We start from the raw sequence: 25,845 nt of genomic DNA, 5'->3' as shown, positions 1-25,845 counted from the left end.
ATCAATTGATTCAATCATTCATAAGTTTGCTATAGGAAAACAGGTCAGCTGTTACTGCCCTGTTTCTACTTGATTTTTACTTTGTAAATGGCTTCTTTTTCTAAAGACAAGACCGGTTTAAAATGGATTTCAAAACTGCCTAGAGAATGAGCCCCATAACCAACCGTGACATCCTTTTCTTTACCTGGTGCAATCGCATCTAATGTCGTGTTATTAAGCGGATAATTATCTAGTTTATTATTATCAGGTCCATAAACATCATCATCGACACCAACAGAAAGATCCTGATCTGATCCGTTTTTCACATGATAAACAATTTTAATGACATACTTTGGCTTCTTATCTTCAAACATATTGCGCTCTTTCGTGGTAGTGGCACTTTTTAATGTATAGACAACATCTCCAACCTTGACACTATCACCAACTTTATAATAGCTCATTTTCTTTTGTGTAGTCTGCTTTGTTGTCGATGAACTCACTTTTTCACCACCATTGCCGGAATCATTACCCATTGAGCTCACGCCAAAAATAATGATCACAACTAGGATCCAAAACCAGACTCTTTTATAAATAGGTTTCTTTTGCTTTCTCATAATTTCCTCCATCTAAACATTTTTCAAGAATGATTATGCCATACTTCAAAAAGAAAATGGTGTGCTGCTAGCACACACATCTATGAGAAAATCACTAAGCCCAAACCAAAAAGAAACAAGAAGAAAAAATATGTAATGATTGTCGTTAAGAGAATGCCAAGGATGCGAATCATGCGATAATGATTTTTATGAAAGAGACAAAAGTCATAAACATTCGCATAATTAAAGCCAAAAACGAAAAACCAAAGCTCTAGAGAAAGCATGAAGAGAACTGACCAAAACGTATCTTTTTTGACTGATAAAGCGACCATAATAAGCAAAAGAGCAAAAAGGATGTAAGTGATGCTCGCAATGATCTTATGAGACTTTTTGCCATGACGAAAACCAACGGGAATCAATGTGCAATACGCCAGGCTTCTTTGCATGGCCTGGGCACTTTGATGGCGATCTTGGGGATCAATCTCAATAGCTCTTTTCACAATTGGTCGCAGCATCCCTTTCACTAAAGAAACAGAAGGCATATAGCCGGTTGCTAGCACATTGAGCAAAACCCCGCAGGCATAAAGATCCGTCTGCTCGGTGGTCTGAGAAAAGCCAAATTGTTCAGGCGCCGCATAACCAATGGAACCCAGGGCTGTGGTATCAACAGTATGTTTATTGGTATAAAAACGCGCAATATCAAAATCCCCCAAGATGATCTTTTCCCCATCATAATAAATATTTTCTGGTTTAATATCACGATGAATAATCATTGGATCATGATGATGTAAAACATCTAAAATCTCAAGCAGCTGTTGCATCACTGAGATTATTTGCGAACGCGTTAAAGGGCGACTCTGCTGATAAGTCGCCAAGGTTGGTGCCTCAATGTATTCTTCATCGACAATTAGACGTCCTTGGCTTTCATAAATTTTTTTAATACGGGGAATGTATGTCTTTATGTCCCTTAAAGCAACATAGAGTGACCTCGCCTCTAAAGGCAGAATCTTTTCAATGATTTTTTCATTCTGATCAGTGATCAGATAAATAATTTTCTGATCATCCTTTTTTATCACTTGAATCTCTTTTCTCATCATCCATCTTTCCTTCACTTTTTAAATATTATATCATTGAATTGGTGATACATATGAAAACGAACGAATTATTTAATCAGCTCACGCAAACCAAAGACCCTACGAAACTTATTCATGACTTACCTAATATTAGCTTTACAGCTCTTTTAGATCACTATATCCAGCGCTCTTCAAAATCAAAAAGTCAGATCATTAAAGCAGCACAAATTGAAAGAACCTATGGCTATCAGATTCTTAAGGGAACCCGTCAGCCTAGCCGGAATAAAATTTTATCTCTAGCCATCGCTTTAGATCTTAGCTTTGACGAGATTAACCGCCTTCTCGCGCTATGCGATCATGGCCCGCTTTATGCCAAAGTGTCCCGCGATGCCTTAATTATTTATGGCATCTCACATCACCTTTCGGTGATGGAAATCAATGATTACTTAGCCGATCATGCGCTCCCCTTGCTGACGGATTAGAAAAACCTAGGCATCACCTAGGTTAGAAAGAGAGGTCTCCAAAAGAGAAATCATCAATTTGTAGAGCAGGCACTTTTTCACCGCGTAAACGCTGTGATAAAGTGGTGTTGCGCACCGCATCGCTGTCTCGCGTTAAGCCTTGGGTAAAGGCATTTTGCTCACCGATGAGGAATAATTCATGCTTTGCTCGGGTTAACCCAGTATAAAGCAGGTTCTTACGATTCATAATCGTATAATCACGTAAAACACTCATAATGACAATAGGGAATTCATTGCCCTGAGATTTATGAACCGACATACAGTAAGCATGCGTGATTTGAAAAAGATCCTGCGTGCTATATTCAATCTCTTTGTCATCATAGGTCACAACTAAGATTTCAGAAGTCCCTTCTTGAGGATTTTTAGGAATAATCTCTGTGAGGATCCCAATATCTCCATTAAAGACTTCATCCTCTACGCGATTTTTTAGCTGCAGAATTTTATCTCCTACTCTAAAAGTCCTTCGTCCCGCCTTGTATTCCTCTTTAAAAGGATCGGCAGGATTCACGAGATTCTGAATGGCTTCATTAAGCGCATCAATACCGGCGACACCGCGATACATCGGTGCTAAGACTTGGATTTCATCCATTTCAAAGCCATCATCAATCGCTTCCTGAATGATCTCTAAGATTTTCCCTGGCACTTCATAATTCGCCGCAGGCATAAAATGCACATCCTGTGCTTGTAATAAATCAGGATGATACTGGTTATTACGAATCGCATGGGCTAATTCGACAATCCCGGAACCTTCCGACTGACGATAAATGGTATTGAGTGCGACCACCGGCACGATCCCAGAGGTCATCATGTCTTTGAGGACATTCCCGCAGCTAACACTTGGCAGCTGCTGATCATCACCAATCATTAAGATTTTGGTGACATGTTTCCCCGCTTTTAAAAGCTTAGAAAATAATAAACTATCCACCATTGAGAACTCATCAATGACTAATAACTGCGTTGATAAGGGATTGTTTTCATCCATCGCAAAGACGTTCTTATGCATATCCCATTTTAATAAACGATGAATGGTAGAAGCTTCTAAGTTTGTTAATTCGGCTAAACGTTTCGCGGCGCGACCAGTAGGCGCGGCTAAATCGATATGATCATCAGGATGCAGCGACCGATAAAGCTTTAAAATTGCTAAAACAATCGTTGTTTTCCCCGTTCCCGGGCCACCAGTGAGAATCATCGCTGGTTCGCGCATAAAGGTGAAGATCGCTTCTTTTTGGGTTTCATCATAATGAATTCCTAACATCTCTTCGATCTCAGATAATTTGTCTTCGAGTTCTTCCTGATCATAATGCGACTTTGGTAAACGTTTGAATTTCTTAAATAATGAGGCAATTGTGACTTCGGAATCATAAAGAGTAACTGGATAATAACGGTCTTCTTCTAAAACGATGTGCTTCTTATCAAGCAAACTCTTTAATGCCTGTTCAAACACTTCAGAGGGAACATCTGGCAAAAAACGTGAGAAGGTATAATAAATATCACTATATCTTTGATAAGTTGCCCCACTTTTAAAACACTGACTCATCAACGCATCTTCAATCGCCGCGAGAATGCGGTATTCAGACTGCGGATCAAAGTTCAGTTTCATGGCAATATCGTCAGCCGTTTTAAAACCGATTCCTTCAATATCTTCAATCAGCTGATAAGGATTGTTTTCAATAACTTTTACGGTTTCATCACCATAACAGCCTTGAATCGCTGTCAGATAACGCGTTGAAATGCCATGGCCCATAAAGAAATTGAGAATTTCATGATCAAGGGCCTGATCATTGAGGACATCAGTAATAACCTTCATCTTCTTTTCACTCATCCCGCGGACACGCAATAAACAATGCGGATTGTCTTTGATCTGTGTTAACGCATCATCCCCTAAGGTATCGACAATGGCTTGCGCCTGTTTTGTGCCAATGCCTTTAAATAACGGTGATGATAAATAGCGGATGACCTGATCATGGTCATCCGCCAGAATCACTTCATAAGACTGAATTTGAAACTGTTTGCCATAGCGGGGATGGGTGACATAATCACCCGTAATACGATAGCGTTCATCTTTATTCACATAAGACATATTGCCGGTAATATTGATTTTAACGCCTTCCTGATCACAGTCAAAGATCGCCACAATGAACTTCGTTTCTTCACTGTAGTAGCGGACATAACTGATCGTACCCGTATATTCAATCATTATAAATATTCAAGCTCCTTATTATTGTGATAAACCTTATCAATGGTGCCGCCGCCTAAGCATACTTCACCATCATAGAAGACCGCTGCCTGACCTGGCGTAACGGCTTTGATTGGCTTTTTGAAAGTGACATAGATGGTATCTTCGTTGATAAAACGAATGCTGACATCATTATCTTTCTGACGATAACGGAATTTGGCCGTGCAGTCAAAATCACCTTCTGGTTTCGTTGAGGAAATCCAGTTCACGCCGGTAATGAGGGCCTCATCAGATAATAACCACTGGTTAGAATCACCACTAGCGACGTAAAGAATATTCTGATCATATTCTTTACCGATGACAAACCAAGGGCCGCCCTTGCCGCCAATTTCCAGGCCGCGGCGCTGACCAATCGTATAGTACATAATCCCCTGGTGTTCGCCAATCACTTTCTTTGTTGCATAATCGACAATCTTCCCTGGTTTGGCCGGAATATAGTTCTTTAAGAATTCTCTGAAATCACGTTCTCCGATAAAACAGATACCGGTAGAATCTTTCTTATCGGCAACGGGCAAGTGAAGATCATGAGCGATCTGACGCACTTCCGGTTTGGTTAATTCACCGATGGGGAAGAGTGATTTCTTTAACTGATGCTGATTGAGCTGACATAAGAAGTAGGTCTGGTCTTTATTGCCATCCACCCCTCTTAACATCACATCATCCCCATCGCGATGTTCCACGCGGGCATAATGGCCGGTCGCAATATAATCGGCATCTAATTCTTCAGCATACTGCAAGAATGCTTTAAACTTAATTTCTTTATTACATAAAATATCTGGATTAGGGGTACGGCCTTTGCCATATTCATCTAAGAAATAAGTAAAGACATGGTCCCAGTATTCCTTAATAAAGTCGACTCTTTTTAATTCTAAGCCTAATGCGTCAGCGACCGCTTTCGCATCATTATAATCCATTTCCTGGGAACAGACAGGATCATTATTCGTCGGGTTTCCTAATATATCATTATTTAACTGAGAATCCCAGTTTCTCATAAATACACAAATGACATCATAGCCTTGTTTTTTTAACATATAGGCAGCTACGGCGCTATCAACGCCCCCGCTTAAGCCTAATACAACTCTTTGGCTCATGTTTACGCCTCCTTTTACGCGTCCTCCATTGTAACACATTCGTGTAGTAAAAAAAAGCTGTTCGCCAAATGAAAAAGATTCCCCGAAAGGAATCTTTCTTACATATTCAAGGATAATTCAGAAGGCATCACGTGGTCTTCAATCGCTCTTAACTCATTGAGATTGAGATGACCGTTAACCGCCTCTAAGATGTTATCACAGTTACTGGTAATACGATCGATATTCGAAATCAGCTCAGCAAAGGAAGCTGTTAATTCTTTTGCGCATTCTCCTTTAGCGACACGTTTTAAGTGGCGATTCTGAATATTGACATTAAACTGCACCAAGGTGTTTTTAATATTCTTAATCTCATGAATCCGACTGACATCGCCTGTCGCAATGACTTCTAACGTCGCAAAGTACATATTTAAAGTCGACATTAAGGATTTATTGACATCCGAAATGGCTTTAGCGCTGTAACTGAAGCCACCGGTCTGATCCTGCGTTGAAATATCAATAACATTGTGACAGACATGACGGATACGATCAATTTCATCAACGATATACATAATACCATTGGCTTTATGGGCCTGATCTTCATTTAAGACACCATTGGCATAAAGCTTGGTCATATAATCAAGAATGGCTTTATGAAGCTCTTTGCTTTCTTCAATCGATGCCATAACTTTTTCGCTCTTTTGATCACCGCGGACAACAGCTGGCAATTCTCGTAACACTTCCCCAATGCGGTTACCTAAGTTCATTGCTTCTTCAACGACTAACTGTAAAGCGGCCGCAGGCTGATTGATGACCGAATCATCTAAGTACATAATGACACGACTCGTTCCTAAACGCGCTTTCTTTTCCGCTTCTGTTTCTGGTAAGATACGCATCACGATCTTGACCATTAACCATAATAATGGCGTCCATAAAATTGTCATTGTTAAGTTGAAGCCTGTATGGGCATTGGCAATCTGACGAGAGATGACTGCGGTTTCCGCCCCATGGGGAGAAATCATTGTAATCAGATGGGCATAAGGTTTGACGAACCAGATAAATAATAAGGTTCCGGAAATATTGAAGATCGAATGGGCAATCGCCGTTCTTTTCGCATTACGGCTGCCGCCTAAAGAGGCTAATAAAGCCGTAATGGTGGTCCCGATATTATCGCCTAATAAAACCGGAATGGCGCCCGCTAAACCAAGTAAGGAATGCCCATTTGGTCCAGCCTGGGCCGCAAAGTTCTGAAGTACGGCAATCGTCGCACTGGAACTCTGCACAACTAGGGTCATACATAAACCAACTAAAACGCCTAAGACTGGAATATCCGCAACTTTTTCAAGCATATGGATGAAAACTGGCGAATTCGCTAATGGTTTCATCACTGAACTCATTGTCGAAATTCCTAAGAATAATAAACCAAAGGATAAAATAACGGTTCCGATACTTTTCGTCTTTTCTTTCTTACCAATAAAGTTGGTCAAGAAGCCGACAAAAATAATCGGATAAATATAATCATTGATATCAAAAGCAATTAACTGCGCCGTCATCGTGGTCCCGATATTGGCCCCGAAGATGACAGAGATCGCCTGCGGCAGGGTCATTAAGCCAGCGGATACAAAGCCGATCGCCATAACGGTGGTCGCACTAGAGCTTTGTAATACCGCCGTGACTAAAGCACCAGCTAAAACGCCTCTGACAGGATTCGATGTAAACATCGCGAGTATCTTTTTCATTCGTTCCCCGGCAGCTTTCTGCAGTGCGTCACTCATCTGGTTCATGCCAAAGAGGAAGATCGCTAAACCGCCAAAGAGACCGAATAGTGTTTTCATAGTTTCATTCATATATAGGCCCTCCAAACTTGTCCTTATGAATCTTAAATTTCAATTAAATAATAAGCAAAATTTAAGTAAGAAACATCATGGCGTCGTTAAGTGTTTGTTAAGAATATGTTAATTTATATACTCTAAACCTATTCTTAACATGTTCTTTACATTCCTTTGGCCTATTCTTTACAAGAATGTGAATGATTGTAAGGAAATGGATGATATTTTCTCTTTTATCCCTATTAATCGCACTTTTTCTCTTAACAAAAAAATGATCAGGCTAACGCCTGATCAATGGCGTCAACTTAAGGTTGGCGCTTTTTTGCGTCCTTTTGTGTTATAAATACAAATATCATTTAAAAAAATATATATAGTAGTCTCCTGCTATCTGGTTCCAAGCAAAAAGTAGTTAAGGCAAATACTGCTATATTATTTAATGTTAGCTATTATATATGATATAATGTAGTTGAGAAAAGGAGGCATGATATATGTTTGTTAGAGTAATTCCAAATAATAAGGGAGACAAGACCAAGAGCTTCTGCGCTCTGGTTGAGTCCAAGCGTGTAAATGGTGTTCCTAAACATGTCGTTCTTATCAATTTCGGCCTGGTTGACAACGAATCCGTTCCATATCTTAAGGCGGCCTTCGCCAAGAAGAAGCCTAGACTTGTCTATGACGACGAAGACTCCTAAGAAGAAAGTAGTTAAGACAGTTATTGAATACAAGTGCAGCCCTCTCGTGAGCTTTGTCAATAGGGTATCCGCTATAATAAATTCCGATGATACCACAGTAATGGCCAGAAACAAGCCTGTCGACTTTACAAGGCATAGATGCTTCAGCAGTTCAAGCGCTATTATGTACTTTGCGTTCCGTCACCGAACCAATACCGGCTTTGAGCTCAACTCATTTTTCAGCGATGTCGGCAAACTGAAGAACAGGATATCAAGACAGGCGCTTTTTGCAAACGGCAAGAAGCTTAACCCGTATGTCTTCAGATATCTTACGCAGGAGACCTCAAAGGAATTCTATAAGTCCGAACTTGTAAAGAAGCTGAACGGCTACATCGTATTGGCTGAGGACGGAACAACCATCGAGGCGCCTGACACGCCTGATGCCATCCGTTACTATACGCTAAGAGGAAACGGCAAGCTCTCAATCGCCGATCAGATTGAGGATGCCAAAAGAAAAATTAAGCTGGCCATGCTTTACGATGTGCTCAACGGCAATATTATTGACTTCACATATAATAACTTCAACTATTCGGAGATACCAATGTGCATGAACCATCTTTATACGCTGAAGAACCACGTGACTGACGATCCGGGCAAGTATCTTCTGCTTGCAGACAGATATTATCCATCGCTAAAGATCTTCAGCTTTGTCGAGTATATGGGCATGAAGTACTGCATCCGAGGCAAGAAGAACTTCTACAAGGATCTGGTAAAGGAAATGAAGTCGGATGATGAAGTGATTGAGGTTACTCCTTATAAACTGGCATTCAAGGAGCTCTCGAAGTATCCTGAATGCGAGGCATACTTCAAGGAGAATGAATCAATCAAGATCCGAGTGGTGCGTCACAGATATAAATATACTGACAAGGATGGAAAAGAAGCAGCTACAGAGCTTTTATACTTCACTAATCTTTCGAAGGACGAGTTCTCTGCGGAAGACATAATTGATCTCTACTCTCGCAGGTGGGGCATCGAAACCGACTATAAAAATTTGAAAAGCATACTCGAAATAGAAAGGCACATCTCTACCAATCTTAATATTGCGGAATGTTGCATACTGGGAAAGATATTCATGATGAGCATTTTCGGCATCATCGGCAAGGAGATTGATGATATACTTAGAAACGTCTATATGATCAGTAAGGCTGAAGGCAATGCTGACAAGTATCAATATGAGGTTAATACGCAGCAGATGATCGACGTTCTCAGAAAACAGGGAATTTTGGATGGAATCCTGAATGGCAGGAAGCGAAAGATAAGGAATGCAATAACAACTGTCATAGAACTGCTTAATAAAATAAAAGTGCCTATCCGACCAGATAGGCACTACCCAAGATGGAATAAATACGTTGTATCGCCACCGAAAAACAGGTATAGAATTGACGGCAGGGAACACGCTAAAGTCAAAAGATTCAAAGGCATTTATAGAACCGTAAGAAAGTAGTTAAGAAATGCCGGTAAAATAAGCAATTTTAAAAAAATGGCTATTTTACGATAGGGGTAAACTGGTACCATTGTCAAGGACTATTTATTGACAGTGACGACTTGTTTTCAGCTCACAAAGGATGAGGGCAAGATTCAATTGAATCTTGCCCTCATTTTTTCGCTTCTATTCATCCATATCAGGAGTTTTATTGTACGACAAAAAGAACCACTTTACGTGATTTTTTAAACAAGAAGTGGATGACTTGATGTATTATTAATAGATTGCTCCTGTTCTGTTCACATACGATAGCTCTGGATAATTCTGCCAGTTTCTAGGATAGTACAGTGACTTGATCACTGAATCGGATGCCTTGGTTAGGAACTTGAGTGCTGTATTCGTATCAGCCAATAGCGTATCCAGTTTTTCTACTTCTTTCGTATTTTCGTCAATCAGTCTCTGTAGCTTATTGATTCGAGCTAGAATAACCTTCTGATCCTTCTGTACCACTTTGAAAGGATGCTGTTCGCTCTTATACTCATAAGATGATTCACCAGACTCGTTTTGCTTGCTTCTGCGTCGAGCTCTTTCAGCACGCGCTTGTTCGCGTCTGGATTCCAGTTCTTCCTGGGTGATGAGTTCTTTGGCTGAGACGCCGAAATAAACATCAGTCTGATAAATGCCTTCAGTAATATAGCGATAGTATTCTTCAGGAGTCTGTCCTGCCAGATCATACTGAGGTATTACTGTATTATACTGTTCCATAAAGTTTTTGATCATGGTTTCAACCGTATCAAAGTTAGGACATTTTTCAACTAATTCATTTAGAATAGATTTCATTCTTCCAAAAAAGCTTTCCATTGGCGCATTATCGAGGCTGTTTCCGCGTCTGGATACTGACTGAATGAAGCCGTCATCTTCTAGAATTTCTCTGAATTCGGTGGAAAGGTATTGAGAGCCGTTGTCTGAATGAATATAGACATAAGGCTTTTTTCCATTTTCCTTCATGTATTTGCATGCCTTCTCAATTTCCTTTTCATGAAGATCCATCATCATGCAATAAGCTCTTTCAACGAGGGTAACGTCCATTCTTTTAGAAATATGCCATCCAAGAATTTCATTGGTAAATGCGTCCTTAAATACGCATAGATAAGAGATGTTTTTATTGCCGTTATAGGAAATATAAGTGATATCAGTGAGAATAACCTTGCGCGGGTCTTGTCTGAAGTATCTTTTTACGTAATCGTTAACGTTATAATAAGGATGGTTGTATGTTGCCTGTCCCTTGTAGGCATCCTTATGGCGTAGGTTGGGGAACAAATTCAATTCCTGCATCAGACGCGTTACTTTTTTTTCACCAACCGGCTGACCATTGATATTAAAATGCATGCGAGTAAAAAGAGCACAGAATGTTCTTCGCCCAGGCACGAAGCCAAAGGTTTTGACGATATCAATCATCTTATCCTTTATCATCTCATCTTCGGTAGCCTTTTGAATCTGGCTGGCAGATGGATTTTCACGTTTTTTCTTCCAGCACCTGTATTTTCTTGAAGTGATTTCAAATATCTTGCAGGCCTCACTGATTTTGACATCAGGATGATCTCTTATATACGTATCTGCGAGAAGACATTTATCTACCGCTATTTCTCGTTCTTCGATGATGATACCTTCACCAGCAGTTTTGAGCCCTTTTTTTTTACGACTCCAACAACTGTTTCCAGATAGTCAATGCGTGAATTAAGATAGTCAACCATTTCCTGATCGGAAAGATTGCCAACCTGATCACGCGGAACCATGCCGCTGACCTTCTTGGGCTTGCGTGCCTGTCCGCTGGCAGCGCGACCGGCAGCTGCGTAGGCGCGATCTTCTCCTAACGTGTTTACATCGTATCCGAGTGTCTTGTATGCCTTAATTGGTGACATGCCGCCATCCATCAGCTGTTTCATGCGGGCATAGAATTCCCTTGTGTAATAGATTCTGCCATCTGTTACCTTCTCAGTGTATTGGTTTTTAGAAGCCTCTTCTAAAGCTTTTTCCAGGTTAATCTGCTTATTTCTTTTTGCCATAATGCTTTCCTCCGCCTGATATGTATTTATTGGTGTCTGTAGTATATCATGACAGTATCAGGTTGGCACGCGCTTTAGCTCTTTTTGTTGCAAGAGCCTTCGTTTTTTCATACTTATCAGTTTCCTTGGACATGTATAAATCAAACTGCTCAGGCGGCATGGCTTCAAGATACGATTCGTATTTCACGGGTGTCATTTTATTTCTTGTCCACTGTGGTCTCTCGTTGTTGTAGTATTCCACATAGGAAAGCACCATTTCCCTCAGCTCCTCAATGGAACTGCAGCTGGTATAGTCACATTCATCCTTGAAATGGCCAAAAAAGCTTTCCTGTGAACTGTTGTCTTCACAGATGCCTCTTCTGGACATTGATTCTCTGAATCCCAGCTCCTTTACCTTTTTCTGAAATGCTTCATTGAGATACAGTGCCCCCTGGTCGCTATGGAAGATGGCATTATCGCGAAAGGTGTAGCGTTCAAGCTGCTTCAGCGTCTCCATAGTCATTGCCGAATCATTGTTTTCGCTCACCACGGCAGCTAATATGCGCCCTGTTACCGCATCTTTGACTGCTGAAAGATAGCCTCTGCCATTTGCTCCAAAAAACAGATAGGAAACATCAGTGAGAATGTGCGTAAAAGGCATGGCCAGTCTGAATTTTCGTTTAAGAAGATTAGGGCACTTGTATTTTTCAAGATGCTCACGAGCAGCCTTAAGGGACTGACGGGGAGCTCGAACTCCTGAATTAAGTCCATGCTTTCTCATCAGACGTGCTATTTTCTTAATTGAAAAGCTTTTGCCTGTAATCTCAGGCATCATCATGTGGATAGTTCTCTTGCCTTTGGGATAGCCTTTGTAATTCATTGTATCAATAATGGCCCTGACCTCTTCTTCTTCATTCTGATTCCTTAGCTCTTCATATCTGCCGTAGGCATCGTTTCTTAAAATAGAGTAGAAGGTGGATCTTGACAGGCCTGCTTCACTAATGATTTGGCTTAAAGGCATAATGTGACTGTCCGCTAACGAGTCAAGCATTATGAAGGCTTCTCTTCTTAGGCTGGCGCTAAGATCCCATATGCATTGGGATATAGACTTCAGAAAACAAGCCATTTTATTGTATAGTGCCTCATAAAGATTTAGGGCAATGGCTTTGAATCGATCAGATGAGCCTGCCTCTAAATGAATGGAACATGTATGATCAGATTGAGTAATTTGCTTTTTTATGCGCTGTTTCGTGGAGATAGTAAGAATTGCAGAATCAATATCAAAGATTTTGAGAATATCATTAATGTGCATATCAGAGAAAATTGATGCCTCGCTGTAGAATACATCCGTCAGTTTGATTCTATGTGCAGTTATCCTTTCAACCATTGGGTGGTCTGTATATTCTTCGATTATATTCTGATCAAACGTTTGCTTTTCATGCGGCTCAATATCCCCGTCAAATACTCTTTTTAGCGCATGAATACGCTGATAGCCAATTCGTTCTGGATCAAAGCCATCTGATTTAAGGACATCCTCGATTGCCTGATCAGGATATAAGCTATAGAGCTTTTCAGTATAGTCTTTTGAAAATGAAATGCCACGACGTGCGCGAATGAATTTTCCGGTCGAGACGAGGAACTGATCATAGTTTTTATCTGTTTTATTACGTTTGGCAGAGTTACCCATACGTCCGTTAGTAGGTTTCCCATCGCGTTTAAAATTTCTTTGAATACGACTAATAATTTGTGCGTTAAAGAGAGAGTAGTCAATGCCATTTTCCTTCATGACCTCTCTAATTGATGAAATGCTTTTATATTTAATCCATCTCTCCCACATCATGATCCTGAATTCATAGGTAAATGAAATACGATTTGATCTCACCAGTTTGACGAATTTATTGGCTGAAAGTATTTTAATGGCTTCATCAGATATTACAGTTCCTTTAGACATAACAATTATTACCTTCATTACAAAAAATGGCACCATAGGTTAGGTGACATTACTGTCAATGTAATGTTCCTTTCTATGGTACCATTTTAGGGCTTTGTGCCCTTTTTTTCTGAATCATCATGACTAAATTATTCCTGATTCATATTTTAACACATGCTGGAATAAAATTGAGAAAATAAAAGCGTCAAGATAACAGCTGATTGTTAAATTGACGCCATTGATCAGGCTAACGCCTGATCATTATCATTATTCGTCACCTAACTGACTCATTGGCAGCATTGCTGCACCAATGGCACCGCAGTCATCTAACTTCTTTAATAAAAGTGGAATATGATTTCTCATCCCGACATGAATCTTTTCATTGAACTGACGGTTTAATGTATCCCAGAAGTAATCACGAGATTTCATGACCCCGCCGCCTAAAACGAAGCAATGCGGATCGACCGTATGCGCGATATTCGCTAATAAAGTTGATAATTCATTGATTGATTCTTCTGCAATGGCAATGGCATCTTCGTTGCCTTTGGCTGCTAAATCAAAGACATTTCCCGCATGTTTAACAGCATCGCCAAAAATAGCCTGACCTTTACGGGTAATGGCCGTACCAGAACATTCCCCTTCGGCAGCCCCAGCATTTAAAGCGCCCTGCTTATAACCGCCTGGTTTCACAATGATATTACCGATTTCCCCAGCATGGCCGCGACCGCCAGATACTAATTTGCCATCCACGATGAAGGCGCCGCCGATCCCCGTTGAAACAGTAATAAAGTAAACGGTTGGATACCCTTTACCAGCACCTAATAAAGCTTCGGCTAAGCCTGCCACATTGGCATCATTATCTAAGAAAACAGGTTTCTGGAATTCTGCTTTTAATTTTTCCACAATAGGATAACCTTCAAAACCAGGTAAGTTGCTGGCCATAATCATTACGCCTTTTACGGTGTCGACAGGACCTGGAACACCGATTCCAATCCCACGGACATTTTCAAAACCGCCGCAGGCATCATAATCTAATGTACGAATCATGCGCACAATTTTTGTATAGACATAATCTGGCCCTTGTTCTTTTTCAGTCGATTCTTTGACTTCGCTATATGTTTCGCCGTTTGCATCAACGAGCAGGGCACGAACATTGGTTCCGCCCAAATCAATACCAATATAATATTTCATTTCTTTATCCTCCTAAAAATCATTATATTATATTTTCATATTTTAGAAAACTATTATCGGAAACTTTTTACCCAGTTCACTAAAGAATCATGATAAACATTCTCTAAGACACTGCGTTTCATATCATCGCTCACCGGACCATTGGCAGCCATCTTCGCTAAAATACAAGTCTGCAGCTCTTCCACTGTCATATCTTCATAAGGCACATCGCGGACTTCTTCTGGTAATACGACTTCTTCCTGAAGAGCAGCTTCCTCTTCTTTGACTTCTTCTTCAAAGACTTCAAAGTCGACCGGTTCATAGCTTTGGGTTTCTTCATTGAGCGGAATAAAGATTTCCCCTTCATTAGCTTTTAAAGTGATATTTAATGATCCTTCTGCTTTGACCTTTTGGCCGCTTAAGACACCTAAATAGAGATTATGATGCGCAGAGACTGTAATACGAGCATCATTGTCATCATTGTTCACCGCGATGATCGCTTCATCATCGCCTAAGACTCTGGCGAAAGCATATTGACGATTCGTTAATAATAACTGCTCATAATCGCCATACGATAACGCTTTGACATCCTGACGCACTTTTCCTAAAGCACTAATCAGCTTCGTTAAGGTATTGTCTTCTAAAGGATTCTCATAATCTTTTAAATCAAGAGCGGGACGAAGCGGCGCATCGGTATTTTCCCCGCGTCCTTTCTTGCCTTCAATACCAAATTCAGAGCCATAGTAAATAGAAGGCACACCCGGCAATGTATAAAGTAAAATATGGACCGGAATGAGATGGGCTTTATGAGTTAACTTAGAAGCGATACGTTCGACATCGTGGTTATCCACAAAGTTATAGAGACGTAAACCTAATGGTTTATTGCCGCCCATTTCATAATTACGTTTCACCGTATGAGCAATCTCAAAGTAGTTATGATCATTATGTCCGGAATAGAGCGCTTTATGTAAGGTATAGTTCGTTACCGCGTGTAAAGTTGAGGCATTCACCCAGCGGCTGTAGTCGCCATGGATGACTTCCCCCATCAGATAGAAGTCTTCTTTTAAAGAATCTCCCACGCGGCGGATCATCTTCATATAATCGAAGTCTAAGACATCTGCCGCATCTAAGCGGATCCCGTCAACATCAAAGGTTTCAACCCAAAATTTAATGACCTCCGCAATGTAATCCTGCACTGCTGGATTTTGCTGATTAAGCTTAACGAGTAAGTTATAACCGCCCCAGTTTTCATAACTCAGGCCGTCATTGTATTCGTTATTTCCAGAAAAGTTAACCTGTTTAAACCAGTCTTTATAAGGTGATGCTTCTCTTTTTTCTAACAAGTCTTTAAAGGCAAAGAAATCCCTGCCGACATGATTAAAGACGCCATCAAAGATGACTTTTACGCCTTTCTCGTGACAGGTTTGCACAAACTTTACAAGATCATCATTATCACCTAAACGGCGATCTAACTTTTTATAGTCAATGGTTTCATAGCCATGTCCTACAGATTCAAATAATGGACCGATATAAAGGGCGTTGCAGCCGATTGCTTTGATGTGATCGATCCAGGGAAGTAAAGTGTTTAATCGATGTTCCACCTTACCAAAATCATTTAAACGAGGTGCTCCCGTTAATCCTAAAGGATAAATGTGATAGAACACCGCTTCATCATACCATGCCATATAATTATTACCTCTTTCTTTTTTAACATAGTACCACTTTATCACATTTAAAGCGCTTACGCTTATTTTTCTTTCATTTTCTTAATATATTTTCTTCACTTTTTGAAATTAATCAAAGAGATCTTTTTTAATTTTCTTAAAAAGCGGCGGTAAAGGCGCAGTAATTGTTTTCCCCTGCATATATTTCATTGAACCAATCGGCCGCACAAAGGTCAAAGAATAAGCATGCAATAACTGAGAATTCAAATGATATTTTTTCTTGATCGCCTTGTTCCATTCAAAGTCCCCATATTTGGCATCGCCCATCACCGGATGACCAGTGCTCGCTAAATGCACACGGATCTGATGAGTACGGCCAGTAATTAACGAAACTTCTACTAATGAATACTGCGGACGCGCTTTGATCACATGAACAACCGTATGCATCTTTAAAGCCCCAGGGGTATTTTCTTTGACTAAGTACATCTTCCCTTCCGCTTCATTCTTTTTCACATAATCAACAAGTTCACAGTCTTTCATGTATCCTTTTACAATCGTCAGATACTTTTTATCAATGCAATGACGTTTCTTCATCATTTCATTAAGATCCTGTAAAGCCCGCATATCTTTGCCAAACATCACAAGGCCGCTGGTATTACGATCCAAACGATGAACGGGACCCGGGGTAAAGCCCTGGGCTAAGGCAGGATCGTAATCACCTTTCTGACTTAAATAACTCAGTACCTGATAAGAGAGTGTATCAAAGTCATCTTTAGTATCCGGCTGGACCAGTAAACCAGCTGGTTTATTCGCCACGAGTAAATGTTCATCTTCATAAGCGGTTTTAAAAGTAATGGCTAGATCATGAATGGTCATTGGCGCTGTATATTCCTGAAACTTATCATCATAAAGGAATAATTCCACCACATCCCCATATTTGACAATATAGTTCTCTTTTACTTTTACGCCATTTACCTTGACATCTTTCTTTCTTAACATCTTATAAATCATCGAAGCTGGCGCTTTCACAAGCAATTTCTTTAAATATTTATCAATACGCTGGTTTTCATTAGTATGATCAATGACTAATTTTTTCATATTCTCCTCAACTTTCTATTTGAAAGCCTTTACACCTATCTTATTTCATGTTATTATAAAGACGGGTAGAAACCTAGATGTGGTAACCCCCCTAATATTTATTCACTTTTTTAAGTGTAAAGCTTTATGAAAGGACGCTTCCCCCGCGTCCTTTTTTCTTATTGTTTCGTGATTTCTCTTTTCAATCCTTTCAAATCAAATAAACGCATTAAAGATCTCTGATCTTTTATTTTTAACTGTTTTAAAAAACGTCCTACCTGCTGATCGATGAGCGCTTCATCAATACTTCCATGATGATCTAACCATCCTTCTAAATCATAAAGCATAAGCCGGCGCAGCTGCTCTAAAATGGAAGTTTCTAAATAATAGTAACCCTGATGATGCGGTTTAGAGAGATAAAATGGCACCCCCTCATGCTGATCCTGATACTGATCATATAAGAGGCAATCTCCACTTATATGAGAATGATCCTGATAACGACCTTTCATTACGGTTATCTTTTCCGGATGATCAAACTGCGGCAAAATCTGTTTATAAAACAGATCAATGACTTCTTCACGTTCTTCAATAATGGTAATATGATCAACATCATTTTTTAAATGCACCATATAAGACAGATAACCAAGCTTCAAACCATAAATCACAACCTGACCATACGCCTGATCAATCATCTGTTGATACGCATGAATTTCAAATGGTGTGACCGTTCCGATCAATCCCTCTGATCCGATAAGAATCGGAAACTGAAAACGATCTTCCAGCAAGGTAAAATGTGGCGCAATACTTAATCCATCAATAGCTGGTTCTTCATCTAAAATGATCGTCATCGGCTCATAGGCCACCTTTTCCAGATGGTAATCACCGACCTTTGTATCCGGCGTCTGAATATATTTTAAATACGGATTTTCCTGCAGAAAATGCGGATCTGTCCGTGATAAATGTTCCATCATATAAAAAGAAACATAGTTTTTCATCATGGGATGATCTTCTAAATTTCCGCAAGCAATAGCGGCTTTCGTGACTAAAGCGCCAGGATTTTGAAAATGTGGCAGTCGCTTTTCACATTGTTTAAGAAAACTTTCCGTCTCTTTCACATCGATAGTGATGATGCGTTCATGTTCTTTTTCAATCAAATAAGAAGAAAGCATATCTTTCTCTTTTTTCTTTGTGATCAGTTTTTTGACTTCATTACGCATCGTACTATTATTTCTGATATCCATTATTTCACCTCATTCACGCCCATTATATCATAGCTTATTTAGTCGTGACAATGTGCCCTTTTAACGATTTCACAAAGCGATTTTTGGCTATTTGTGATATACTTTTGACGAGGTGACATTATGAAAAGCTTAGAAGAAAAACAATTACAAAGTGAAGAGATCTTTAAAGGGAATATTATTACTGTAACCCATGAAAAAGTGGAATTGCCAGATGGCAATACGGCGATGCGAGAATGTGTCTATCATCGCGGCGGCGTCTGTATTCTCGCGATCGAAGATGACTGTATTTATCTGATTCGTCAGTATCGCTATCCTAATCGCATGGAAACAATTGAAATCCCAGCCGGAAAACTTGAAGAAGGAGAAAATCCTGATGAAGCCTGTTATCGTGAATTTGAAGAAGAAACATCACGTCGTGCTCAAAATATGCGTTTCATTTTAAAATTATTGCCAACCCCCGGCTTCTGCTCTGAAGCGGATTACTTATATGAAGCGGAAAACTTCAAAAAAGTCGATGATGCCCTGCCGCAGGATGATGACGAATTCTTAAAATTCATTAAGATGCCGATTGATGAAGCTTATGCGAAAGTATTAAGTGGAGAGATCGTTGATGCTAAAACCATTATTGCCATCATGTATGCTTATAACCGAAAACACTGCAAGTAGACAAACGTCTACTTGCTTTTTAAATAAGATGTTTGATATAACCACCGGTTACCTGGATATTTTCATGGGCAATAATAAAAGCTTTTGGATCGGCTGATAAGATATCTTTCTTAATCGCTTTGACTTCATCTTTGGCCACAACCGTTACTAAGACATGAGTCGCCGCATTGGTATAAACGCCAATGCCTTCCCAGGCCGTTACCCCGCGGGTATAGTTATGCATAATTGTTTGGGCCATTTCCGGATGATGGGTAAAGATCATGAGTTCGATCTCGACATTCTGATAATGCATACGATCGATGGCTAAAGCGAAAGTTGCCACAAAGATAATGGAATGAATTCTCCACTCCCATTGCGCTTCGCTCAATGGAAGTGGTATCTCTACCGCAACCAATGGCAGAAGCCGACAGCAGTCGTTTTGTTTAAGCAGGTTTCGAGAACAGCCTCGGCTAATGAAACTTCCGCTGAACCGCTCCTTACAGGCACATTCACAGGCGCCTCTATCCCTTCGGCTGATGAAACCGTCGGGAATACATTGGTCTGATCCTTTTTTTATACCGGCATGACCGGACGCGTTCAGATAGCGTATATGTCAGATGACATCATCAGCGGACAGCGCCAATGATTCTTTTATATGAGAAGCTTTCAGGAAAGCCCAGGAACCGGAAGTCTAATATGTCTTTCCAGGCATCAGGCATGGCCTTGCGAAGAATATTGGCTGCCCCGTTGCAGTCGGCGTTGATGAGATAGCCGGTATGCGTGCGGTACAGACCCCGCTTAACGCGTCTTCCTGAAAATACGCATGATGTGCCTTTATCCCTGCCGTACACAGGCATGAAGTCTGATGCGCTGATATCGGCTCTTGACGTAAACGACTCCTCCTGCTCAATGACCTGGATTCCGGCCTTCATGGCCTTGAACTCTATCAGCTGAAGGAGCTGATAATGGGGAACGGATACAAATTTCTGGTTGTTTCTCTTTCCCATGTCTGAGTTCTGTTTCCATCGCTTGTTTCGTCCAATGACAAGCACGCCGACACTGTGCTCAAGGCACCAGTCAATGATCCTGCGACTGCACTGATGCATGAAATTTCCGTTTCTGAAGCTGTGGCGCAGCGAGAGCCTGTCAAGATGCGCTGATTCAGCGTGCATGTGCTTGTGACCTTTTGTAATATCAGAAACTGCGTCTGCTTTCTTTTTGGCAAACCATCGGTTCTCTGAAAGAACAGCACCGCCCTTGAATACAGCGGACGATCCGTCCGTGCACGCTAAAGCTGCAATGTTGTCCGTTCCGAAATCGAGACCGGCCATGTTAGGCAGATCAGTCCTGACAGGCACGTCAGGCGATTCAATGACAAGAGAGAAAATATAGTATCCGCAGTAAGGCTTTACAGTCACCTGCTTGAGACGGCCGTCCGCTCTGAAACCATGGAAGACAGGATGATCTTTTTCGTTCAGTCCCGGAAGCTTGAGACGGATGCAGTCAGGGATTTGATTCCCGTCACTGTCATATGCAGGATAAATAACAGCATCCTGATTCGTTACAGTAAATGAGGCATGCTCAGATGTCTTGTATTTCGGCATTTTGGGACGTCCGGTGTACTTGTCAGGATGTTTCCTGTAGTCACTGAGCGCCCTGAGCCAGTTTTCAAAGTCTGATGTCGCCTGCTTCAGAACCGCCTGGGCAGTCTGCATCGGCAGCCCCGCAAAGAAGTCAGAATTCTTATTGACTCTCATGATCTTGTCAAGTGCCCTGTATGACAGACGCCGCCTGATGACCAGGGATGGATATGCTGCCTCTGTACTGGCAAGCTCTGCAAAGACCTCCTGCTCATTAGCACTCTGTGAAGTCTTATTCCATCCGGTGAATGTCTGTCTGATTCTGAACAGCGCGGCATTATAAAGATTCTTTGCAAGCTTCGCATTTTTTGCCGCATACTGGCACAGGGTATTATAATGGCCGGGCTTTACAAGATACTGAACGACTGTTTCCATGTATGGGTGACCTCCTAAAATATACCTTTCTCTCGACTTATATTATACCATATATTATAATGGATGTATACATGAAAGGAGAGAATGATGCAGTGTACCGAAGAAAAAAAGATCAGTCATACTATACAAACAGACACAGCTGTTTTCTGCTGCAGTATCACATGGTGCTTGTCACAAAATACAGGAAACCTGTTCTCAGAGGAGAAGTCCGTGATCTTGTATACCAGATAATCCCGTGTTTAGGATATAGCACCATGTTTTTTAGGTTGATTTTCACTTTCCAAAAAGTTTTTTTCACTAAATGTTGGCTTTACAAGCCGATTTTTTTATTTTCTGAATAAATTTGACAAACTTTTTTCTAAAGTGTTCTATTCATGGTGCTATGGTGTTATAATAAAATTAACAAAAATCAAGGTAAAAAGAGGTGAAATTATGGCTTATTTTTTAAAGCAGACACAGAATAAGAAAGGGACATATTTGCAGATCTACAGCAGCTTCTATAACCCTGAAAAGAAGCAGACTTCTCACAAATCTTTTAAGCCCATCGGCTATGTTGATGATCTGAAAAAACAGGGTATCAGTGATCCTGTCAGCTACTACAAAGAAGAAATTAAAAAGATGAATGCGGATCGCCAAAGTGAAATAAGGGATAAAAAGTCCCAAAAGGTTTCTGATACTCTGCCTATTAAGTATTATGGCTATTTCCCAATCAGATCCATTAATAATAGACTTGGTCTCGACAGGGATTTATGCATTTTACAGCTCCCGTATAATTTTAAATTTAATGTTTTTGAGCTTTTATCTTCGCTTGTTTATGCGCGAGTAATATCTCCATGCTCTAAACATAAGACATTTTTTGATGTTCTCCCCTATTTAATTGATGAAACATCGTTTTCAAGAGATCAGATGTATGAAGGCCTACGTTTTTTGGGTATTGAATACGAGCGCATCATTGAAATTTACAACCATAAAATTCAGCTGATTTATGGCAGAAATACCGATCATACATACTTTGACTGTACTAACTTTTTCTTTGAAATAGATAAAGAGGATGATCTTCGCAGAAAAGGACCATCCAAAGAGAAGAGAACTGATCCGATTGTCGGGATGGGACTTCTTCTGGATAATAAGCAGATCCCTATCGGCATGAAAATTTATCCCGGCAACATGAGTGAAAAGCCGATTTACAGAGAGGTTATTCAGGGTCTGAAGGACCGTAATAATATTAAAGGCAAAACAATCAGAGTGGCTGACAAGGGATTAAACTGTACTGCTAATATCATGGATGCGATACTCTGCGGTGACGGCTATCTTTTTTCCAAAAGCGTCAAGACCCTTCCAGAAAAAGAGAAAACCTGGGTCCTTCTCGATAATGATTATGTGGAAGTGAAAGACAAGAATGATAATCTTCTCTATAAGACAAAATCATGTATAGATGAATTCCCTTATATGATCACTGATAATAATGGAAAGAAGACAAAGGTTATGCTATGTGAGAAGCGAGTTGTCACATATAATCCTTCATTAGCCAAAAAACAAATCGCTGAAATTGATAAGGAAGTCAACAAAGCTTTAAATGCATCGTTAAGCTCCGCGAAAAGAGCTGAATATGGCAGCAAAAGCAAATATATGGATTTTATAACGGTTGATAAGGACGGAAAAGGCACCGATGGCAACATAAAAATCAGTGTTAATATGGAAGCGGTAGAAAAAGCCAAGCGTCTAGCGGGCTACAATCTTCTTGTGACCTCAGAACTAAAAATGACTGATGAGGAAATCTATAACAATTACCATAATTTATGGAGAATTGAGGAATCATTTAGAATGATGAAGTCAGCGTTTGACGCCAGACCAGTATATCTTCAAAGAGAAGACAGTATTATTGGACACTTCCTGATTTGTTACATTGCGGTATTACTTATGAGATTACTGCAGATTGAGGAATTAGATGACCAGTTTGGCTATCAGGAGCTGATAGACTATATGCGAAGCGCAACCGCTGTTGATCTGAAGGGACAGTATATGGTCAACCTCACCAAGAAATCCGACGTAATGCTTAGACTCAAAAAGAAGATAGGCAGACCAATAGATAATTATTACTTAACGAATAAAGACATTAAAAATATTTTAAATTACAAATTCCGTTAAATAAAAAGGTGCAAATATATATGGATATAATCATATTCATACTATTTTGCATCTTTATTTTTAATAACATTTTTTCTCGTTTAGCACCATTTTTTAAAAAATCATCCTAAACCCAGGTATTATAATGGATGTATACATGAAAGGAGAGAATGATGCAGTGTACCGAAGAAAAAAAGATCAGTCATACTATACAAACAGACACAGCTGTTTTCTGCTGCAGTATCACATGGTGCTTGTCACAAAATACAGGAAACCTGTTCTCAGAGGAGAAGTCCGTGATCTTGTATACCAGATAATCAGAGACGTGTTCAGTGAGAGAGGACTAAACATCCTGGAAATGAACGGTGAGGAGGACCATGTTCACGTGCTTTTTGAGGCGGACGGGTCTTCGACACTTAATTCACCCTCTTTTTTAAATTATCCTGATTAATAGGATATTTTTTTGTCAAGAATTTTTTATTTTATTGTGGCTATCGTGGCTTGTTTGTGTTATAATATTACAAAAGAGACGATAAACAGGAGGTTTTTTCAAAATGAAGCTGAGCTATAACAGGAAATCTAAAGATCCCACCTACTATGTACAAAAATCATACCGAAAAGACGGAAAACCAACCACAAAGTCTGTGTGCACAATCGGCAAGCATTCTGAGCTTCTGAAAATAACTGATGATCCCCTTGAATATGCAAAGCAGTACGTACGGAATCTCAACGACAAGGAAAAGAGTAAAGTTCTAAAAGTTAACATGTCACTTGACCGCACTAAAAAAGTCAGCTATCCCGATAATAATCAAGAAGCGGATACCTCTGTTGTTATTTACGGATCAAACATTGGCTACTTCTATCTTCAGGGCATCTATTATCAGCTCAACCTACAGAAATTCTTTGAAAAGGTCACCGCAAATAAAAAGAATCTTTTTGACTGCAATCTCATCAACAGGTTCCTGACATTTGCAAGAATACTTGATCCTAAGAGCAAAAAAGGAACATGTGATTGTCTTAAGTTCTTTTATGAGAAGCCTCAATTCACGCATCAGCAGGTGCTCAGATTCATGGATATTCTAGTAGAAAACAAAGAAGAATATATTGGCCATCTCTATAAGGAATCCAATAAAATCATTCCTAGAGATACATCTGTCATGTAGTATGACTGCACTAATTATTTCTTTGAAAATGAGCATCCTGATATTGAAGTAGATGAAGTAACAGGTGAATTAATTAGGGGGCTCAGACAGTTTGGTGTCAGTAAAGAGCATAGACCTAACCCGATTGTGGAAATGGGACTGATCATGGATTCAAGAGGCATCCCCATCTCTTTGTGTATTCACAGAGGAAATGAGAGCGAGCAGACAACAGCCATCCCCCTGGAAAAGGAAATAGTTAAATTCATTCCAAAGAGCAAGTTTATTTACTGTGCTGATGCAGGTCTCGGATCATATAATATTCGCAAATTTAACTCCATGGGTGGACGTGCTTTCGTTGTCACCCAGTCCATTAAGAATCTTTCCAAAAGATTCCAGGAGGCCGTCTTTAATGACTTCGACTATCGGCTCCTTTCAACTGACAGAGAAATCACGCTGAAAGAGCTTATGGAATTTGATAAGGAAAACCCTGACAATATAAGCCTGTACAACGACAAGGCTTATAAGGTCTTTAATGCAGACAATGAAAAAATGTGGAATGGTGAATACCGTGAAATAACAACAAAAAATGGAAAAACCGCCAGAAGAAAAGTTTACACGACACTCAGGCAGTCAATCATCGTTACATTTTCCAGAAAAATGATGGAATATCAGAGAAAGGTCAGAAACAGACAGATTGAAAGAGCGAAAAACATGCTTAAAAACTGTGATCCAGAGGCAATCAAGAAAGGGCCTAATGATGTAAGAAGATTTCTGAAAAATACCAGCAAATCAAAAAGCGAATACATTCTTGATACAGAGAAAATAAAAGAAGAGGAAAAGTTTGACGGCTTCTATGCCATCGCTACAAACTTGGATGATCCGGTTAAAGACATACTTGAAATTGCACATAATAGATATCAGATTGAGGACTGCTTCCGTATAATGAAGACTAACTTTGATGCAAGACCAGTATATCACCGGAATACACCAAGAATAGAGGCTCATTTTCTTATCTGTTATACTGCTCTGCTGATCACGCGTCTCCTTCAGCGCAAACTGGACGATCAGGGGACGCATCTTACAACCGATCAGCTCATTAATACTATGAAAAATATGATAGTAGTCAACGAGGAAGATATCTACTACCGGGCAATCTACTCCAACAGCAAAGCTTTGGAGGCACTTGAAAAGTATGCAGGCTATCAGTTTGACAGCCAATACCTCATGAAAAGTGACTTTACAAAAATTTTGAGAAAAATTAAAAGACGGCCAAGTTATACTACGCTGAAATCATGATATTAAAAGCCAGAAAGTGCTGATATTTAGAACACTTTCTG

At 40.0% G+C, this 25,845-nt stretch carries 21 protein-coding genes and 1 pseudogene; 8 read left to right on the top strand and 14 right to left on the bottom strand.

From position 1 onward, the window contains the following. Nucleotides 1-65 precede the first annotated feature (65 nt). Nucleotides 66-593 carry a DUF4352 domain-containing protein gene (locus SG0102_RS04785; protein ID WP_125118902.1) on the bottom strand — a complete coding sequence of 176 codons (528 nt, stop codon included), beginning with the start codon at nt 591-593 and terminating at the stop codon, nt 66-68. 80 nt (nt 594-673) lie between these two features. Beyond that, the gene (locus tag SG0102_RS04780) at nt 674-1,666 is read right to left on the bottom strand and encodes a protein kinase domain-containing protein (protein WP_157982978.1); all 993 of its coding nucleotides are present in this window, start codon (nt 1,664-1,666) and stop codon (nt 674-676) included. A 53-nt stretch (nt 1,667-1,719) separates the two neighbouring features. Here SG0102_RS04780 and SG0102_RS04775 point away from each other — a divergent pair, with 53 nt between their 5' ends. Next, the gene (locus SG0102_RS04775) at nt 1,720-2,127 is read left to right on the top strand and encodes a helix-turn-helix domain-containing protein (RefSeq protein ID WP_125118900.1); all 408 of its coding nucleotides are present in this window, start codon (nt 1,720-1,722) and stop codon (nt 2,125-2,127) included. A gap of 22 nt (nt 2,128-2,149) precedes the next feature. Here the strand turns inward: SG0102_RS04775 and recD2 are convergent, their stop codons facing one another. The 3 genes from recD2 to SG0102_RS04760 all read right to left on the bottom strand — a co-directional run bounded on the left by recD2 (nt 2,150) and on the right by SG0102_RS04760 (nt 7,316). Then, complete coding sequence (gene recD2 / locus SG0102_RS04770; RefSeq protein ID WP_125118899.1) at nt 2,150-4,363, bottom strand: SF1B family DNA helicase RecD2; 2,214 nt, start codon at nt 4,361-4,363, stop codon at nt 2,150-2,152. Then, on the bottom strand, nt 4,363-5,493 hold the full coding sequence (gene mnmA, locus SG0102_RS04765; protein WP_125118898.1) for a tRNA 2-thiouridine(34) synthase MnmA: 1,131 nt from the start codon (nt 5,491-5,493) through the stop codon (nt 4,363-4,365). Before mnmA ends, recD2 begins: the two co-directional genes overlap by 1 nt. A gap of 98 nt (nt 5,494-5,591) precedes the next feature. Next, the gene (locus SG0102_RS04760; protein WP_125118897.1) at nt 5,592-7,316 is read right to left on the bottom strand and encodes a Na/Pi cotransporter family protein; all 1,725 of its coding nucleotides are present in this window, start codon (nt 7,314-7,316) and stop codon (nt 5,592-5,594) included. Between the two features lie 470 nt (nt 7,317-7,786). Here SG0102_RS04760 and SG0102_RS04755 point away from each other — a divergent pair, with 470 nt between their 5' ends. Both SG0102_RS04755 and SG0102_RS15655 read left to right on the top strand, forming a co-directional pair. Further along, nucleotides 7,787-7,990: a 2-C-methyl-D-erythritol 4-phosphate cytidylyltransferase gene (locus SG0102_RS04755; protein ID WP_125118896.1), complete on the top strand. Its 204-nt coding sequence runs from the start codon at nt 7,787-7,789 to the stop codon at nt 7,988-7,990. After that, nucleotides 7,971-9,473, top strand: a complete 1,503-nt coding sequence (locus SG0102_RS15655) for an IS4 family transposase (protein WP_125118895.1) — start codon at nt 7,971-7,973, stop codon at nt 9,471-9,473. The genes SG0102_RS04755 and SG0102_RS15655 overlap by 20 nt, the downstream gene beginning before the upstream one ends. 255 nt (nt 9,474-9,728) lie before the next feature. Here SG0102_RS15655 and SG0102_RS04745 read toward each other — a convergent pair whose 3' ends face one another. The 7 genes from SG0102_RS04745 to SG0102_RS04715 form a co-directional block, all read right to left on the bottom strand. Next, on the bottom strand, nt 9,729-11,060 hold the full coding sequence (locus SG0102_RS04745; protein WP_269461208.1) for an IS3 family transposase: 1,332 nt from the start codon (nt 11,058-11,060) through the stop codon (nt 9,729-9,731). Nucleotides 11,061-11,092: 32 nt separating this feature from the next. Next, nucleotides 11,093-11,518 (bottom strand): hypothetical protein, encoded by a 426-nt coding sequence (locus SG0102_RS04740; protein ID WP_125118147.1) that lies wholly within the window; start codon nt 11,516-11,518, stop codon nt 11,093-11,095. 46 nt (nt 11,519-11,564) lie between these two features. Next, nucleotides 11,565-13,466, bottom strand: a complete 1,902-nt coding sequence (locus tag SG0102_RS04735; RefSeq protein WP_157982937.1) for an IS3 family transposase — start codon at nt 13,464-13,466, stop codon at nt 11,565-11,567. Between the two features lie 228 nt (nt 13,467-13,694). Continuing rightward, nucleotides 13,695-14,618, bottom strand: a complete 924-nt coding sequence (locus tag SG0102_RS04730; RefSeq protein WP_125118894.1) for an ROK family protein — start codon at nt 14,616-14,618, stop codon at nt 13,695-13,697. Between the two features lie 53 nt (nt 14,619-14,671). Next, nucleotides 14,672-16,282: an alpha-amylase family glycosyl hydrolase gene (locus tag SG0102_RS04725; RefSeq protein ID WP_125118893.1), complete on the bottom strand. Its 1,611-nt coding sequence runs from the start codon at nt 16,280-16,282 to the stop codon at nt 14,672-14,674. Nucleotides 16,283-16,390: 108 nt separating this feature from the next. After that, nucleotides 16,391-17,359: an RluA family pseudouridine synthase gene (locus SG0102_RS04720; protein ID WP_125118892.1), complete on the bottom strand. Its 969-nt coding sequence runs from the start codon at nt 17,357-17,359 to the stop codon at nt 16,391-16,393. 158 nt (nt 17,360-17,517) lie between these two features. Beyond that, a complete protein-coding gene (locus tag SG0102_RS04715) occupies nt 17,518-18,579 on the bottom strand; it encodes a hypothetical protein (RefSeq protein WP_125118891.1) in 1,062 nt (353 codons plus the stop codon). A gap of 120 nt (nt 18,580-18,699) precedes the next feature. Here SG0102_RS04715 and SG0102_RS04710 point away from each other — a divergent pair, with 120 nt between their 5' ends. Beyond that, nucleotides 18,700-19,245 (top strand): NUDIX hydrolase, encoded by a 546-nt coding sequence (locus SG0102_RS04710; RefSeq protein ID WP_125118890.1) that lies wholly within the window; start codon nt 18,700-18,702, stop codon nt 19,243-19,245. A 19-nt stretch (nt 19,246-19,264) separates the two neighbouring features. Here SG0102_RS04710 and SG0102_RS04705 read toward each other — a convergent pair whose 3' ends face one another. Together SG0102_RS04705 and SG0102_RS04700 are read right to left on the bottom strand one after the other, a co-directional pair. Beyond that, the gene (locus tag SG0102_RS04705) at nt 19,265-19,612 is read right to left on the bottom strand and encodes a DUF2179 domain-containing protein (RefSeq protein WP_125118889.1); all 348 of its coding nucleotides are present in this window, start codon (nt 19,610-19,612) and stop codon (nt 19,265-19,267) included. 238 nt (nt 19,613-19,850) lie between these two features. Beyond that, the gene (locus SG0102_RS04700; protein ID WP_125118888.1) at nt 19,851-21,239 is read right to left on the bottom strand and encodes an RNA-guided endonuclease InsQ/TnpB family protein; all 1,389 of its coding nucleotides are present in this window, start codon (nt 21,237-21,239) and stop codon (nt 19,851-19,853) included. Between the two features lie 2 nt (nt 21,240-21,241). On the opposite strand from SG0102_RS04700, the gene SG0102_RS15935 reads away from it, so the two are divergent. The 4 genes and pseudogenes from SG0102_RS15935 to SG0102_RS15545 all read left to right on the top strand — a co-directional run bounded on the left by SG0102_RS15935 (nt 21,242) and on the right by SG0102_RS15545 (nt 25,804). Further along, nucleotides 21,242-21,580 (top strand): transposase, encoded by a 339-nt coding sequence (locus SG0102_RS15935; protein ID WP_125118887.1) that lies wholly within the window; start codon nt 21,242-21,244, stop codon nt 21,578-21,580. Between the two features lie 91 nt (nt 21,581-21,671). Then, entirely contained in the window at nt 21,672-23,387 is a 1,716-nt protein-coding gene (locus SG0102_RS04690) for an IS1634 family transposase (RefSeq protein WP_125118886.1), read from the top strand. 124 nt (nt 23,388-23,511) lie between these two features. Next, nucleotides 23,512-23,817 (top strand): IS200/IS605 family transposase, encoded by a 306-nt coding sequence (gene tnpA / locus SG0102_RS04685; protein ID WP_125118885.1) that lies wholly within the window; start codon nt 23,512-23,514, stop codon nt 23,815-23,817. A 103-nt stretch (nt 23,818-23,920) separates the two neighbouring features. Beyond that, a pseudogene (locus tag SG0102_RS15545) lies at nt 23,921-25,804 on the top strand (IS1634 family transposase). Nucleotides 25,805-25,845 lie beyond the last annotated feature (41 nt).

This window comes from Intestinibaculum porci (genome assembly GCF_003925875.1).
Classification (GTDB): domain Bacteria; phylum Bacillota_I; class Bacilli_A; order Erysipelotrichales; family Coprobacillaceae; genus Intestinibaculum; species Intestinibaculum porci.
Note: the sequence above shows the minus strand (reverse complement) of the source record. Positions and strands in the feature narration are given on the sequence as shown.

What these genes read in the sequence shown, in the direction of transcription:
- SG0102_RS04740 (WP_125118147.1), bottom strand. Translation starts at nt 11,518, where the DNA reads ATGGCAAAAAGAAATAAGCAGATTAACCTGGAAAAAGCTTTAGAAGAG.
- SG0102_RS15655 (WP_125118895.1), top strand. Translation starts at nt 7,971, where the DNA reads ATGACGACGAAGACTCCTAAGAAGAAAGTAGTTAAGACAGTTATTGAA.
- SG0102_RS04785 (WP_125118902.1), bottom strand. Translation starts at nt 593, where the DNA reads ATGAGAAAGCAAAAGAAACCTATTTATAAAAGAGTCTGGTTTTGGATC.
- tnpA (WP_125118885.1), top strand. Translation starts at nt 23,512, where the DNA reads ATGGATGTATACATGAAAGGAGAGAATGATGCAGTGTACCGAAGAAAA.
- SG0102_RS04725 (WP_125118893.1), bottom strand. Translation starts at nt 16,282, where the DNA reads ATGGCATGGTATGATGAAGCGGTGTTCTATCACATTTATCCTTTAGGA.
- SG0102_RS04715 (WP_125118891.1), bottom strand. Translation starts at nt 18,579, where the DNA reads ATGGATATCAGAAATAATAGTACGATGCGTAATGAAGTCAAAAAACTG.
- SG0102_RS04690 (WP_125118886.1), top strand. Translation starts at nt 21,672, where the DNA reads ATGGCTTATTTTTTAAAGCAGACACAGAATAAGAAAGGGACATATTTG.
- SG0102_RS04780 (WP_157982978.1), bottom strand. Translation starts at nt 1,666, where the DNA reads ATGAGAAAAGAGATTCAAGTGATAAAAAAGGATGATCAGAAAATTATT.
- SG0102_RS04700 (WP_125118888.1), bottom strand. Translation starts at nt 21,239, where the DNA reads ATGGAAACAGTCGTTCAGTATCTTGTAAAGCCCGGCCATTATAATACC.
- mnmA (WP_125118898.1), bottom strand. Translation starts at nt 5,493, where the DNA reads ATGAGCCAAAGAGTTGTATTAGGCTTAAGCGGGGGCGTTGATAGCGCC.
- SG0102_RS15935 (WP_125118887.1), top strand. Translation starts at nt 21,242, where the DNA reads ATGGGTGACCTCCTAAAATATACCTTTCTCTCGACTTATATTATACCA.
- SG0102_RS04720 (WP_125118892.1), bottom strand. Translation starts at nt 17,359, where the DNA reads ATGAAAAAATTAGTCATTGATCATACTAATGAAAACCAGCGTATTGAT.
- SG0102_RS04760 (WP_125118897.1), bottom strand. Translation starts at nt 7,316, where the DNA reads ATGAATGAAACTATGAAAACACTATTCGGTCTCTTTGGCGGTTTAGCG.
- SG0102_RS04730 (WP_125118894.1), bottom strand. Translation starts at nt 14,618, where the DNA reads ATGAAATATTATATTGGTATTGATTTGGGCGGAACCAATGTTCGTGCC.
- SG0102_RS04710 (WP_125118890.1), top strand. Translation starts at nt 18,700, where the DNA reads ATGAAAAGCTTAGAAGAAAAACAATTACAAAGTGAAGAGATCTTTAAA.
- SG0102_RS04755 (WP_125118896.1), top strand. Translation starts at nt 7,787, where the DNA reads ATGTTTGTTAGAGTAATTCCAAATAATAAGGGAGACAAGACCAAGAGC.
- SG0102_RS04735 (WP_157982937.1), bottom strand. Translation starts at nt 13,466, where the DNA reads ATGAAGGTAATAATTGTTATGTCTAAAGGAACTGTAATATCTGATGAA.
- SG0102_RS04775 (WP_125118900.1), top strand. Translation starts at nt 1,720, where the DNA reads ATGAAAACGAACGAATTATTTAATCAGCTCACGCAAACCAAAGACCCT.
- recD2 (WP_125118899.1), bottom strand. Translation starts at nt 4,363, where the DNA reads ATGATTGAATATACGGGTACGATCAGTTATGTCCGCTACTACAGTGAA.